15 protein-coding genes are annotated in these 12,901 nt (G+C 53.3%); 8 read left to right on the forward strand and 7 right to left on the reverse strand.

Features of this window, described 5'->3' with window-relative positions:
• The first annotated feature begins 46 nt into the window (after nt 1–46).
• The 6 genes from apaG to KZZ10_RS06270 all read left to right on the forward strand — a co-directional run bounded on the left by apaG (nt 47) and on the right by KZZ10_RS06270 (nt 5,758).
• The gene (apaG, locus tag KZZ10_RS06245) at nt 47–421 is read left to right on the forward strand and encodes a Co2+/Mg2+ efflux facilitator ApaG/CorD (RefSeq protein WP_259660626.1); all 375 of its coding nucleotides are present in this window, start codon (nt 47–49) and stop codon (nt 419–421) included.
• A gap of 29 nt (nt 422–450) precedes the next feature.
• Nucleotides 451–1,716, forward strand: a complete 1,266-nt coding sequence (mltA, locus tag KZZ10_RS06250; protein WP_259661014.1) for a murein transglycosylase A — start codon at nt 451–453, stop codon at nt 1,714–1,716.
• A gap of 18 nt (nt 1,717–1,734) precedes the next feature.
• A complete protein-coding gene (locus tag KZZ10_RS06255; protein ID WP_259660627.1) occupies nt 1,735–2,901 on the forward strand; it encodes an FAD-dependent monooxygenase in 1,167 nt (388 codons plus the stop codon).
• 8 nt (nt 2,902–2,909) lie between these two features.
• Entirely contained in the window at nt 2,910–3,662 is a 753-nt protein-coding gene (locus tag KZZ10_RS06260) for a DsbC family protein (protein WP_311133543.1), read from the forward strand.
• An 84-nt stretch (nt 3,663–3,746) separates the two neighbouring features.
• The gene (locus tag KZZ10_RS06265; RefSeq protein WP_259661015.1) at nt 3,747–4,694 is read left to right on the forward strand and encodes a D-2-hydroxyacid dehydrogenase family protein; all 948 of its coding nucleotides are present in this window, start codon (nt 3,747–3,749) and stop codon (nt 4,692–4,694) included.
• On the forward strand, nt 4,694–5,758 hold the full coding sequence (locus KZZ10_RS06270) for an AI-2E family transporter (protein WP_259660628.1): 1,065 nt from the start codon (nt 4,694–4,696) through the stop codon (nt 5,756–5,758). The genes KZZ10_RS06265 and KZZ10_RS06270 overlap by 1 nt, the downstream gene beginning before the upstream one ends.
• Here KZZ10_RS06270 and KZZ10_RS06275 read toward each other — a convergent pair.
• The 5 genes from KZZ10_RS06275 to KZZ10_RS06295 all read right to left on the reverse strand — a co-directional run bounded on the left by KZZ10_RS06275 (nt 5,699) and on the right by KZZ10_RS06295 (nt 10,409).
• Nucleotides 5,699–6,352 carry a response regulator transcription factor gene (locus tag KZZ10_RS06275; protein ID WP_259660629.1) on the reverse strand — a complete coding sequence of 218 codons (654 nt, stop codon included), beginning with the start codon at nt 6,350–6,352 and terminating at the stop codon, nt 5,699–5,701. The genes KZZ10_RS06270 and KZZ10_RS06275 overlap by 60 nt on opposite strands.
• 142 nt (nt 6,353–6,494) lie before the next feature.
• Nucleotides 6,495–8,060, reverse strand: a complete 1,566-nt coding sequence (locus tag KZZ10_RS06280; RefSeq protein WP_259660630.1) for an alkaline phosphatase D family protein — start codon at nt 8,058–8,060, stop codon at nt 6,495–6,497.
• 8 nt (nt 8,061–8,068) lie between these two features.
• Entirely contained in the window at nt 8,069–8,614 is a 546-nt protein-coding gene (locus KZZ10_RS06285) for a DUF4337 domain-containing protein (protein WP_259660631.1), read from the reverse strand.
• Between the two features lie 15 nt (nt 8,615–8,629).
• A complete protein-coding gene (locus KZZ10_RS06290) occupies nt 8,630–9,136 on the reverse strand; it encodes a TIGR00645 family protein (protein ID WP_259660632.1) in 507 nt (168 codons plus the stop codon).
• Between the two features lie 118 nt (nt 9,137–9,254).
• A complete protein-coding gene (locus tag KZZ10_RS06295) occupies nt 9,255–10,409 on the reverse strand; it encodes an alpha-hydroxy acid oxidase (protein WP_259660633.1) in 1,155 nt (384 codons plus the stop codon).
• 152 nt (nt 10,410–10,561) lie between these two features.
• On the opposite strand from KZZ10_RS06295, the gene KZZ10_RS06300 reads away from it, so the two are divergent.
• Entirely contained in the window at nt 10,562–10,744 is a 183-nt protein-coding gene (locus KZZ10_RS06300) for a hypothetical protein (protein ID WP_259660634.1), read from the forward strand.
• Nucleotides 10,745–10,763: 19 nt separating this feature from the next.
• Here KZZ10_RS06300 and KZZ10_RS06305 read toward each other — a convergent pair whose 3' ends face one another.
• A complete protein-coding gene (locus tag KZZ10_RS06305) occupies nt 10,764–11,498 on the reverse strand; it encodes a queuosine precursor transporter (protein ID WP_259660635.1) in 735 nt (244 codons plus the stop codon).
• Between the two features lie 40 nt (nt 11,499–11,538).
• Nucleotides 11,539–12,429 carry a DMT family transporter gene (locus tag KZZ10_RS06310; protein ID WP_259660636.1) on the reverse strand — a complete coding sequence of 297 codons (891 nt, stop codon included), beginning with the start codon at nt 12,427–12,429 and terminating at the stop codon, nt 11,539–11,541.
• A gap of 60 nt (nt 12,430–12,489) precedes the next feature.
• Here KZZ10_RS06310 and KZZ10_RS06315 point away from each other — a divergent pair.
• Nucleotides 12,490–12,901: MFS transporter (locus KZZ10_RS06315; RefSeq protein WP_259660637.1), on the forward strand; the 412-nt coding region annotated here is incomplete at its 3' end.

Raw genomic sequence — 12,901 nt, forward strand, 5'->3', positions numbered from 1 at the left:
CGAGTCGGAGTGGCTCTCATTATTGCAGTTTTCTCTGGATGTGCATGTGAAACCTTTTGAACTTTCGGTGGCGGTCGAGCCGCATTTCGTAGCGGACCAGTCTGATCCGGCCAAACAGCAGTTCGTCTTTGCTTATAAAGTGCGCATCACCAACACGGGTGAGCGACCTGCGCAGGTGATTAGTCGGCACTGGATCATTACGGACGGGGACCAGGCCGAGCAGGAGGTCCGTGGCTTGGGCGTAGTGGGCCAACAGCCCCTGCTTGCTCCAGGTGAAACCTTTGAATACACGAGCGGCTGCCCACTAAAGACCCCGGTTGGAACCATGCGTGGCAGGTACCACTGCGTGGGCGAAAACGGTGTGCCGTTCGAGGTCGACATCCCTGAGTTCGTGCTGGCGATGCCACGCACTTTGCACTGAAGCCTTTCATGATCACCTTTCCTCAAAATATGCGTCGAATTTGGGTAAGCGCTTTCTTGGTCTTGCTGGCAGGTTGCTCCACCGTGAGCGTGCCCCCTGAGCCTGCCGCACCCGCCCCAGCAGCACCTGTCGTCACACCGACGGTGCCGTCCGGTTCGATACCGGATAGCGCTGCTCGCCAGTTACAGGGTCGCTTTGTCTCGGCAAACTGGTCCGAGCTGCCGGGGTGGTCTGATGATGATTTGAAAAACGTATGGACGACCTTTCTGCGTAACTGCCAAGGGTTGATGCGTCCTACGTCGATAAACTTAGCTGGGCCGACGCGCGCGACGCCGCGGGCCTGGCAGCCGGTTTGTGCTGCTGCTTCCGATCGTTCGAAGGCGCCCGCGCCGAACGACACACAGGCCGTAAGAAGATTTTTGCAGACCTGGCTGAGCCCCTGGCGCTTACAGGGCCCCGATGGTAAGCCGGCAAGCAACATTGTCACTGGCTACTACGAGCCGCTAGTCTTGGGTTCGCGGACTCGCGCGGGCGCTTACCAATGGCCGCTCTATACCGTTCCCACCGATTTACTGACGATCGACTTAGGTCGCGTTTATCCCGAGCTAGCTGGCAAACGGGTGCGCGGTAAATTAGATGGCAAGCGAGTCGTTCCCTACGAAAGCCGCGCCGCAATCGAGACGTCTGCTCGACGCCCTCCTGCGATCGTTTATGTAAATGATCCGGTGGATAACTTCTTCTTGCAAGTGCAAGGGTCTGGTCGTGTGCAGCTCCCGGATGGTAAGACGATACGTGTGGCGTATGCGGACCATAACGGCCACCCTTATGTCTCAATCGGTAAATGGCTTGCAGATAAGGGCGAAATGCCAATCGCCCAGACCTCTATGCAAAACATACGCGCTTGGGCTAAGCGCAATCCGAATCGCACGCAAGAGATGTTGAATGCCAATCCGGCCATGGTGTTCTTTGCTGAAGAGGCTATCACGGACCCGGAAATTGGCCCTAAGGGCGCTTATGGCATACCGTTGATGGCGCAGCGCTCGGTTGCAGTCGACACAAATTTCGTACCGCTGGGCACACCTGTGTTTTTGTCGACGACCATGCCCTCGTCCAATACTGCATTAAATCGACTAGTTTTCGCGCAAGACACGGGAACAGCGATTCGTGGCGCCGCAAGAACGGATTTTTACTGGGGTTTTGGTGCCGCGGCGGGTGAGCTCGCCGGAAGAATGAAACAGAACGGACAGATGTGGGTGCTTTGGCCGAAGCAGGCTGGCGCACCGTCTGCGCGCTGATCAGGATGACTTAACCAGATGAGCGCATCAATCGTCGTTTGTGGGAGTGGCATTGTGGGTTTAGCCACGACTCTGGCGTTCGCCCGCAAGGGTGAGGCCGTCACCCTCGTCGGGCCACGTCCTGCGGTGCATACCTTTGCGCAAGATGAGTTTTATCCGCGGGTGTATGCCTTGTCACCAGCGAGTCAGCGCTTTCTTGCGTCGATCGGTGTCTGGGATTTGATGGACTCACGACGTTTGACGTCGGTGCAGGCGATGGAGATTCATGGCGACGGTAATGGATTGCTGAATCTAAATGCCTGGCAATCTGCGCAATCCGAGCTAGCTTGGATTGTCGAGTCTTCTGAAATTGAGCGCGTATTGGTACAAGCGGCCCAAGTTATGGGGTTGCACTGGATTACCGAAAAATTCGGCTCTTACACGCCGGGCGTTCTCACGACAGATCGTGGCACCACGTTTAAAGCAGAGTTGTTCATTGCGGCGGATGGCGCACAGTCTCCTTTGCGCGCAGCCGCTGGGCTGACGGTAGATAGTCGCGCGTATGGTGCGACGGCTTTGGTCGCCCACCTTGATTGCAGCGTGCCGCATCAAGGCACCGCATTGCAATGGTTTGGTGCGGACGGGGTACTGGCTTTACTGCCGATGCCCGACACGACCAAGGGCCCACAAGTATCCATGGTGTGGTCCTTGAAAGAGGAGATCGCAACCGAGTTGCTAGCGATGTCTGCGCAAGACCGTGCCGTCGAGTTACAGGCACGCCTAGCAGCCGTGTCGGCGGGGCGCTTGGGGGTGTTAACGTTACGCGGAACTGTGCATGGTTTCCCTTTGACCCTTAATCAATCGCCCATGGTTGGTGAGCGTGTGGCGCTAGCGGGAGATGCGGCCCATCGTTTGCATCCGCTCGCCGGGCAGGGGCTGAATTTAGGGCTGGGTGATGTACAGGGTCTAGTCGATACGATCATGGGCCGCGAGCCTTACCGCAGCCCCGGTGATCCAATGGTATTGCGGCGTTATCGCCGACTACGCGCAGAGCCTGTCCTGGCGATGCGTCTCGTGACAGATGGCTTAGCCCGTTTGTTTGATATTCAACACGCACCCGTAGTTTGGTTGCGCAACATAGGGATGAATCTCGCAGAAAAATTACCGTTTATTAAGCGGCAATTGATCGCGGGCGCCTCCCGCTAGGAGTCATAATGTTTAATCGTTTGTTCATGACGCTGTCTTTCGTACTGACGGCTTTATGCAGCAGTGCTGTGTTAGCGCAGGCCACGCCTTCGGTGGCTGCGGCCGCAGCTGCAGCGAGCACTGAGGACGCCAAAGCCGCAGCCGTCAAAAAGCTGTTTGCCGAGCGTTTTAATAATCCACCGATTGCCGGCGTCCGCTTAACCCCTTACGGCTTATATGAGGTCCAACTTGGGTCGGACCTTGTCTATACCGATGAAAAGGTAAATTTTGTGCTGGACGGCACGCTGATCGATGCCAAAACTCGCCGCGATATCACCCGTGAGCGACAGGACGAGCTTGCAAAGATGCCGTTTGATCAGTTGCCCTTCGAGTTAGCATTCAAACAGGTTCGCGGAGACGGTTCACGCAAGCTCGCTATTTTTGAAGACCCTAATTGTGGGTATTGCAAGACCTTGCGCAAGTCTCTCGGTGAAATTGATAATCTGACTGTGTACACCTTTCCGTATCCGATTTTGTCGCCCGACTCGACGCAAAAGGTTAAAAACATTTGGTGCGCAAAGGATCGTGCTGAAACCTGGGACGCCTGGATGCTCAAAGGTGTGGTACCCCCTACGGTTAACTGCGATGTGCCTGTTGATAAGATGGTGGAGCTCGGTCAGAAGCTCATGGTGCGTGGAACACCCGCCATCTTTTTTGCGGACGGCAGTCGCGTCGGAGGCGCTATTCCCAAAGATGAGCTAGAAAAAAGATTGAAGCAGTAAGAGTTCAAGTAGTAAAAAGTTAGTTGATGGAAATTCTGAATGGGCCGACTCAAGGTTCATAAGCCTGATTATCTGGAGAAGACAATGCGTGTTGCGGTGCTTGATGATTATTTAAAAGTGGCTGAAAGCTTAGCTGACTGGTCCTCGCTTAAAGCGGACGTGAAATTTTTCGATCAGTTTATTCAGCCGGATCAGCTTGCAAAGACCCTGGCTGATTTTGACGTGGTCGTAGCGATGCGTGAGCGTTCCGCTTTTCCAGCGGCCGTCATCGAGGCGATGCCAAAACTTAAACTGCTCGTCACTACTGGGCTGCGCAATAACTCGATTGATCTTGAGGCGTGCCGCCAAAAAGGCGTCGTGGTGTGTGGCTCCCCTGGCGACCCTAAGAGCACGGGCGCGACAGCCGAACTGGCTTGGGCATTAATGCTGGCATTATTTAAAAAGATTCCTCAAGAGTCGGTCAACATGACGAACGGACTTTGGCAAACTTCGATGCCCCCAACGGTTGAAGGTAAACGTCTTGGCCTAGTGGGTGCAGGTCAGTTGGGCAAGAAAGTTGCCAAGGTGGGCCAGGCGTTTGGCATGGAAGTCGTTGCATGGAGCCCCAACTTGACAGAGGAACGTGCAGCCGAGGCGGGCGTCAAGCTCGTCAGCAAACAAGAGCTCTTCAGCACATCAGATGCGATCAGTGTGCATATGGTGTTGAGTGATCGGTCGCGTGGCGTTGTCGATGCGGCAAGCTTAACGTCGATGAAGCCGACTGCATTTATCGTGAACACCTCGCGTGCGGGACTCATTGATCAGGTGGCCTTGCGAGCGCTATTGGAGCAAGGCAAGATTGGTGGTGCAGGAATAGACGTCTATGATTCGGAGCCCTTGGCTGCCAATGATGTGTGGCGCAAAACCCCTCGTACCTTACTGACACCACACCTAGGTTACGCTACGCCCGAAAACTTCGCGGTTTTCTACCCGAACGTCGTTGCGAATATCGCGGCATGGGCCGCAGGTAAGCCCCAGCGAGTGCTGACTTAATGCAACCTGTCTTGCCGGTTCATATCGTTGCGAGGTTGCTGCTCGTTTTATTACTAGCAGCAGCCGTCTATTTTTTTAGCGGCTTTGTGGTGCCGGTGCTCGCGGCTCTAATTATTGGGTTTGCGAGTTGGCCTCTTTATTCAAAATTGGTCGATGTTTGTGGGGGACGAACAACGCTTGCAGCGAGCGTTGCTTTGGTAGCAATCGTTGTCCTGTTGATTGTTCCAATCTCAGTTGCGCTTTACTACTCCGTAAATGAAGCGCGCCACTTGTTAAGTTGGTTGTTGGCGGCGAACAGAGACGGTGTGGCTGCGCCTTCTTGGATTGTGGCGTTACCTGTTGTGGGTGAGCGACTCGGAACCTATTGGGACGATTATCTTGGGTATCCCCATGCAATAGGTAGCATGATTGAGCTCGTCAGTGGTCAGCATATCGGAAATATTTATCGACTGATTTTGACAGCGACAGGCAACTTCTTTCACGTGATGCTCACATTGCTATTCATGCTCATCACCTTGCTTTTTGTGTACAAAGATGGGCACTATATGGCGGGCCAGCTCGATATTTTGGGTGAGCGTGTGCTGCCGACACGTTGGCAAAGATTTTCGCGGGTAGTGCCGGCGACGATTAGCGCGACCGTGACGGGTATGGGCTTAATTGCGATCGGCGAAGGCGTGGTGCTCGGCCTTGCTTATTGGGTAGCAGGGGTGCCATCCCCCGTATTGTTAGGTGTCATCACGGCTGTGATGGCGATGATTCCTGGCGGCGCACCGCTATCTTTCACCTTAGTTTCACTTTATTTGGTTGGCTCCGGTAACCCGCTTGCCGGAGCCGGTCTGTTCGTCTGGGGATCAGTCGAGCTCTTTATTGTTGACAAGACGCTACGGCCTCGGTTGGTCGGTGGTCCCGTCAAGCTCCCTTTTCTGCCAACATTTTTTGGTTTAGTCGGTGGCGTCACAACGATGGGATTCGTGGGGTTGTTTATTGGCCCCGTACTGATGGCCTTAATCGTTGCTCTTTGGCGCGAGTGGGTCCTTGGCGTGAAGGTTGACACCGTCGCATAGCGCAATCAGTGCGCTTAGAGACTTGACTTGCATTTTTGCCAGTACGCGTGAGCGATGTAGTTTGATGGTTGCAGCGGCCGAACCACTCAAGCTGGCAATTTCTTTATTTGAGCGGCCAGAGAGCATTTCGATGCAGACTTCACTCTCTCGTGGCGTAAGCAGCATGAACCTCGCTTTTGCCGTGGTCAAGCGCACCGACTGAGCATGCAGTTGTCGATCTAATGCCATGCCGCGTTGAATCGCCTGCAATAGGTCCTGCATTGAAAAAGGCTTAAACAAAAAATCGATCGCCCCTTGTTTCATTGCAGTCACAATTTGCGGAGCAAGGCTCTCGCCGCTGATAAAGATAACAGGTGTTTGCCAGCCATGCTTGGCCAGAATGGCCTGTGTCTCAATGCCAGGCTGAGTGGGCATCCGCATGTCAAGTAACACAACCGCTGGTGAGATTGGTACGGCATCCGTTAAGAACGCCTCGGAACTTTCATACTCGTTAACGGTATATCCAAGCTCCGTGAGAGAACTCTTGAGTGCGCGTCGGATGGAGGGATCGTCGTCAACAAGATAAACGTGACCGAGTGTTCCTGCTGTCATCATTGGGAGCCGTTAATTGTTATTGTTTTGCATCAAATCAATCTTTGCAGGAGGGCAAAGACTATGCGACGGTTCAACAGTACAAAATATTGAGCAAATTCGATATACGCCAAACAGCTTATGTTTATCGACTGAGCGGCTTGGCCTAAAGTTTTTGAACCTCAGTGCGACCTGCTTGCACCGTGAAGTGTGCAAGGGTGAAAGCTTCAGACCGCGGGTCAGTCGCGTCGCGAACCGCTTTGAGTGTTGTGGTCATGTGCTTGGGTGTGATCTCGACGACACCGAAACCACGAGACTCACAGTCACCAAAAATAAAGTGTGGATGTTGCGCAATGATTTTCGCCTGCTCGAGGTTGGTCAGTGTCGTGAGCGAAGTGATGCTTGTCCCGCAAAACTCAACACCGATTTTTTCGCTCTTAGGATCTTTGTAGTTTGCCAGGATGTTACCTACCCAGTTCTGATGTACGTCGCCGCCAAGCAGTATGGGATTGGCTAATCGGGTGTTGCGCATCGAGTCGATCAGCCTTTGTCTGGCTGCCGGATACCCATCCCAACCGTCGTTCGAAAAGCTTTGACCGCCTTGCGTATTAAAGTTGCGCGGCCCAAAGACACTTTGCAGACCGACGAGATTCCACGTCGTTTGCGCACGGGTAAATTCCGTGTTTAGCCAGGCCTCTTGTGTTGATCCAAGGAGTGTTCGCTTAGGATCATTCCATATGGGACATTTGTCGGGGTCGACCCTACTTCCTCCGGGGCGACCATTGCGCGTGCATGCTTGCAAGTCGCGATGCTGTCGATTGTCCAGCGTATAAATATTCGCAAGACGTCCGTACGCGACGTTGCTAAACATGCGGACCTCCTGGCTTAAGTTATTCAGTAACGACGCAAACTGCGCGCGACGCACCGGCATATGTTCATAAAAGGCTTGGTAGGCCGCGCGTCGACGCGCCATAAAGTCGTCGACAGGCTTACCCGAGTTGCCAGGATGCGTTGCCGCGTAGTCGTTTTGCACCTCATGATCGTCCCAGGTCACGATCCAAGGGCAGGCTGCATGCATCGCTTGCAAGTCTTTATCGGACTTGTGCAGGGCATAGCGACTGCGGTAGCCAGCTAAAGTCGTGATCCAGCCGCCCGTTGTTGGACGAATATCAAAGGGCTTGGACGCAGGATACTCGTACATGTAGTCGCCTAGAAACATCACCAAGTCGACTTGTTCGGCAAGCATGTGCCGATAAGCGCTGTAGTAGCCGTTTCCCCATTGCTGACAGGAAGCGTAAGCGATGCGTAACCGTTGAACGGCAGCGTCTGCTTGTGGGAAGGTGCGGGTGCGACCAATCGCACTTAAGGCTTCGCCACAAATAAACCGATAGAAATACTCTCTGTCGGGCGCAAGGCCAACCACCTCTGCATGCACAGAATGGCCCAAAGCGGGCACCGCTGTAATCTCGCCTTGTTTGACGATCCGAGTGAAGCTGCGGTCGTCTGCTAGTTGCCAGGTTACGGCGATGGGGCTGTTAAGCAGCCCTGCAGCCTCGACTTCAGCAAGCCCAAGGCGCGTCCATAAGACAATTGAATCGCTCGTTGGAGAGCCGCTCGCAATCCCCAGGCTAAAGGGATTCGTGCCCCAGACCTGTCTGGTCCAGCCAGTACGAGGTAGGCTCGCTAGCGCAGCCGATGCAGTCGCAAGTTTAAGAAGATACCTGCGCTGCATGGTCTTGGCTAAAGTAGCGCCGCAGCGCCAGTCATTGCAAAAATACCAAAGCCGACAGCGACAACGCCGAGTGCCCCAGCAAGCCACGCAAGCAACATCACGCCTGTGATAATGCTCGACGAGGCAAGAACGATGGCAACTTGCAGAACCCCAGAGGAAACTTCGAGGTTGTGATACTTATGGTTCGCAATCTGACCCAGCTTCTGAGCGGCCACTGCTCGCGCTGCGAGCTCTTTTCGACCTTCGCCTGTTTCAGGTTCAGAGTCGTAACGTTTGGCGGCCTCGGTCCATCTTTTAATCATGGCAGCCGTTTTAGGATCCTCCGCCAAAGGTTGGATCTGAGCCGACTGGATGGCTAAGTCGGTGCTTGTTTTGCGTATGGATTTTGCTTGGAAGAATGCCCAAAGATTGGAAGCTTCGACTTGCTTGGTAATCACCTCTGTTTGATAGGCTTTGCTGAGCGTTTCACTAATGGCTAAACAAAGCGCTAGGATTGCAATGAGAAGTGCAATTTTTTTATTTGATGGGTCGACATGACCACCGTGTCCAGACATGCTGCGAGGTCTCTCTTAATGTGGATGAGCGCTACTGAGGAGCTTCTCGGTATACGCAATTGCTAAAGCGGAAACTACAAAGGCAAGATGAATAATCGTCTGCCACATCAATGTGGAGTCTGTCATGCTCGGCGCATTGATGAATGTCTTGAGCAGATGAATAGAGGAGATTCCGATGATGGCTGTTGCGAGCTTTACCTTGAGAACGCCTGCATTGACATGCGATAGCCATTCTGGTTGATCTGGATGATCTTCAAGTTGCATCCTAGAAACAAAAGTTTCCCAACCGCCAACGATGACCATAACGAGCAGATTCGAAATCATCACAACGTCGATCAGGCCAAGCACGATCAACATCAGCTCGGTCTCCGTGACCGTTTTGTCGATGGTCATCATCGAGATCAAGTGGACGAGTTCTTTCCAGAACTGCCAGACATAAATGCCTTGGGCGACGATCAGGCCGATATAAAGTGGAGCCTGAAGCCAGCGGCTCATGAAAATCCAGCGGGGCAGCACGCGCATGAAATAACCTCGAGGAATAAATGAAAAGTGGATCTAAGAAGGGCTTACTGCACGATTTGGTAGTCTTTAACCGGGAGGGATTAAATCACATTTACATGCGGTTTTTAAGACGGCAGATTTACGTGGGATAAGTTCCAGGTAAAAGAATATTTTTATCGACTTTCTCGACATCCGTGCGCCCACAAAAAGCCATCGTTAGATCTAGTTCTTTATGCATCATTTCAAGCACTTTTGTGACGCCTGGGCCACCCATCGCACCCAGACCATATAGGAAGGCTCGTCCGATGTAGCACCCTCGTGCGCCAAGCGCACGCGCCTTCAAAACATCTTGTCCGCTGCGGATGCCACCGTCCATGTGCACTTCAATGTCCTTGCCGACGGCGTCAACAATTGCGGGGAGGCAACGGATGCTCGATTCAGCACCGTCTAACTGACGACCGCCGTGATTGCTCACGATTAGCGCATCAGCGCCGCTGTTCAGGGCTTGACGCGCATCTTCGACGTCTTGAATGCCCTTGAGAATGAGCTTGCCACCCCAACGCTTCTTAATCCACTCTACGTCTTTCCAATTGAGCGCAGGGTCAAACTGCGATGCCGTCCATTCGCTGAGCTTGCTCATGTCCGACACGCCTTTTACATGCCCCACGATGTTGCCGAATTGACGGCGAGGCGTGCCCAGCATGCCAAGCGCCCAGCGGGGTTTCGTTGCAATATCGATCATATTCTTGATCGTTAATTTAGGCGGTGCGCTTAGGCCGTTTTTGATGTCCTTGTGCCGTTGCCCCAAAATCTGTAGATCTAGTGTCAGTACCAAGGCAGAACAATTGGCCCGCTTGGCGCGGTCGATCAGCCGTTCGATAAAGTCCCGGTCTTTCATGACATACAGCTGAAACCAGAAGGGATGGTTATCCGTCCCTTGGGCAACGTCCTCAATCGAGCAAATGCTCATTGTGGATAACGTAAAGGGGATCCCGAAGTCGCGTGCAGCACGCGCGGCCAGAATTTCGCCGTCTGCGTGTTGCATGCCAGTCAAACCTGTTGGAGCGATTGCAACGGGCATGGCTACACGCTGACCGATCATGGTGCTCACAGTGGAGCGGTGCTCCATATTCACCAAAATGCGTTGACGTAGTTTGATTTTTTGGAAATCGCTTTCGTTGGCACGATATGTGCTTTCAGTCCAGGAACCCGAGTCGGCGTAGTCATAAAACATCCGCGGGACGCGTTTTTGCGCTAATACGCGCAGGTCTTCGACGTTTGTGATTACGGGCATGGTGCGAGGCCTCCGGGCGACAGCAGTAATGAACCAAGATGGTGCATGGAATCAGTATTCGTCCCATGTGCCGCTAGTTTAACGGGCGACAGTTGTTTTTGCAGACTATTTGGTCTTAGACTGCAGGAAAGTCACACATTTCGGAGAGTGCAATGTCAGTATCAAAGGTTGTGAGCGGTGGGATTCTTTTGGTGGCCACCACCGGTGCTTGGGCCCATCCTGGGCATTCGGATGGGATCCTGGCAGAATTGATGCATGTGATGAGTGATTGGGGTTACCTGACGCTCGGCTTGCTGGCGGTTGCAGCCGCAGGCGTGTTGATCTCTCGCCGCTGAGCCGACCCCTTTCTTGGGACTAGACCTTGACGCGGAAGGGTGTGAAATTGGTATTCCGGTCGTAGTAGTCCTCGTTTTCCTTGCGCTTTAAGAATGCCACGATGCGATAGGTCAGTGGCGTTGCGAGGATTTCCCAGAGCGTTTTAATGCAATATTGTGCAATCACGACAGCGATGATCTGCTTAAGTGGCCAGATGCCGTAGAACGCCAAAAAGTAAAACAGTGTGGAGTCTACCGCTTCGCCCACGGCCGTTGAGCCGATCGTGCGAACCCAAAGGTATTTGCCTGCGGTGTAAATCTTTAACTTGGCCAGCACAAAAGCATTGACGAGGCTGCCGCACCAAAAGGCGATGATGGAACCCGCGGCGATGCGCCAGGTGTTGCCAAAGACGATCTCTAGTCCGCTTTGTAAATTAGTATTGTGCGCGCCGGGTGCGGGCGTCAGGTTCACGACAACGAGCGACATGAAGGCGGCAAAGAGTAGAGCGAAGAACCCACACCACACGGCACGACGATCGTGGGCGTAGCCGTAGACCTCGGTCAGAATATCGCCAAACAAAAAGGCAATCGGAAAAAAGAGAACACCGGCACCAAAAACGACTGTGCCAAGAATGGGGAGTTCAAATTGCGCTGCCTTGCCAGGCCCAATCAGATTGGCACAAACCAATACTGTCACGAATGCGACGAGAATGAAGTCGTAGTAGCGGTATTTTCGTGCGGCTGGGGGAACGGAAGAACTAACGGTGGATTGCATGCTGAAATCTTGTCTGAAATAGATCGCAGATTTTAGCGTGTTAAGTCCGAGATATTCGTTGCTTTACCCATGCAGGCCATGTGGTTTGATTCACAAGCAGCACGCCCAACATCGTGATCAAAATGCCCAGCAAAATAAGGGGTGTGAGTATTTCGTCAAATAGGATCCATGCCATCAAGGCAGTGCTAGGCGGCACCAGATACATCATGCTACTCACTTTCGTCGCGTCGCCTTTGCGCAGCAAAATGAACCAAAGGCTCATCGCACCTATCGAAATTGGCAGGATGCCCCAGAGCATGGCGCCGATCATCGGCGTGGTCCATTGCACCTCGCGTGTCTCGAACAAGAGCATCATGATGACGCTCAGCACCAGACTGATGGAGAACTGAATCACGGAGCCTGTCCGCAAATCAAAGGAGGGGCAATAACGTTTTTGGTACAGCGTACCAAAGGTGATCGACAACATCGCGCCAAAGGCCAGCAATGTACTGACGAGTGATAAACCGTCTATGTGCAGCTTGGCATACAAAACAAGAGCGACACCAGTCAGCCCGAGTAGTAGGCCGAGCCATTGTCGGGGCGTCACGCGTTCAGCGACTAAGGACGCAAAAACCGCGGTCAAAATTGGTTGCAAACCGATGATCAGTGCGGCAAGACCCGCAGGCATTCCTTGTTTGACGGCGGCCCAGACGCCTCCCAAGTAGCCAAACTGGAATAATGCACCAGCGATTGCGATATGCCAGATTTGCTTTCCTCGTGGCCACGGCGCTTTGAGCCATAAAACCACTGGGATCATGCACAGTAGCACCCCGGCAAACCGAATCGCCAGAAACGTCATGGGCTCCGAGTAAGGCATGCCGTAGCGTGCAATGATGAAGCCTGTGCTCCAAATCACAATAAAGATCGGAGCAAACCATTGGGTAATTGTCATGACAGACAGTGTAGAACGGTTTACGGCTGCATGTTACGCTGACGCCACTCTGGATGGTCTATGAAGAACAAGATTCCTGCTCCTGCCGAACTGATCGACTCGCGCTACGCATTCTGGCGCTTAGTCGTCTCCTTGTGTGCGATGCTGATGGGTAGCAGCTGCATGTTTGCCGTGGCGGTTGTTCTGCCAGAGGTGCAAGCAGAGTTCGGTGTGAGCCGATCTGAGGCCTCCTTGCCCTACACCTTAATGATGATCGGCTTTGGTGTCGGCGGCGTGTTTATGGGGCGCATCGTCGATCGCTGGGGTGTGACGGTATCCTTGCTCATTGGCTCTGCAGGCATTCTCATTGGGTTTGTGTGGGCGGGTCTGAGCCAAAGTATTTTCGCCTTTGCTATCGCGCATGGTCTATTTTTAGGCCTGCTTGGCACCTCTGCGACGTTCGCGCCTTTGGTGGCAGATACATCGCTCTGGT

Source organism: Zwartia hollandica, from assembly GCF_019923725.1.
In the GTDB taxonomy this organism is placed as follows: domain Bacteria; phylum Pseudomonadota; class Gammaproteobacteria; order Burkholderiales; family Burkholderiaceae_B; genus Zwartia; species Zwartia hollandica.

Bases quoted from the DNA above. Each gene is read 5' to 3' on its own strand.
- KZZ10_RS06290 (WP_259660632.1), bottom strand. From the start codon at position 9,136: ATGCGCGTGCTGCCCCGCTGGATTTTCATGAGCCGCTGGCTTCAGGCT.
- KZZ10_RS06305 (WP_259660635.1), bottom strand. From the start codon at position 11,498: ATGCAATCCACCGTTAGTTCTTCCGTTCCCCCAGCCGCACGAAAATAC.
- KZZ10_RS06300 (WP_259660634.1), top strand. From the start codon at position 10,562: ATGTCAGTATCAAAGGTTGTGAGCGGTGGGATTCTTTTGGTGGCCACC.
- KZZ10_RS06255 (WP_259660627.1), top strand. From the start codon at position 1,735: ATGAGCGCATCAATCGTCGTTTGTGGGAGTGGCATTGTGGGTTTAGCC.
- KZZ10_RS06285 (WP_259660631.1), bottom strand. From the start codon at position 8,614: ATGTCTGGACACGGTGGTCATGTCGACCCATCAAATAAAAAAATTGCA.
- KZZ10_RS06310 (WP_259660636.1), bottom strand. From the start codon at position 12,429: ATGACAATTACCCAATGGTTTGCTCCGATCTTTATTGTGATTTGGAGC.
- KZZ10_RS06280 (WP_259660630.1), bottom strand. From the start codon at position 8,060: ATGCAGCGCAGGTATCTTCTTAAACTTGCGACTGCATCGGCTGCGCTA.
- KZZ10_RS06275 (WP_259660629.1), bottom strand. From the start codon at position 6,352: ATGATGACAGCAGGAACACTCGGTCACGTTTATCTTGTTGACGACGAT.
- mltA (WP_259661014.1), top strand. From the start codon at position 451: ATGCGTCGAATTTGGGTAAGCGCTTTCTTGGTCTTGCTGGCAGGTTGC.
- KZZ10_RS06270 (WP_259660628.1), top strand. From the start codon at position 4,694: ATGCAACCTGTCTTGCCGGTTCATATCGTTGCGAGGTTGCTGCTCGTT.
- KZZ10_RS06265 (WP_259661015.1), top strand. From the start codon at position 3,747: ATGCGTGTTGCGGTGCTTGATGATTATTTAAAAGTGGCTGAAAGCTTA.
- KZZ10_RS06260 (WP_311133543.1), top strand. From the start codon at position 2,910: ATGTTTAATCGTTTGTTCATGACGCTGTCTTTCGTACTGACGGCTTTA.
- KZZ10_RS06295 (WP_259660633.1), bottom strand. From the start codon at position 10,409: ATGCCCGTAATCACAAACGTCGAAGACCTGCGCGTATTAGCGCAAAAA.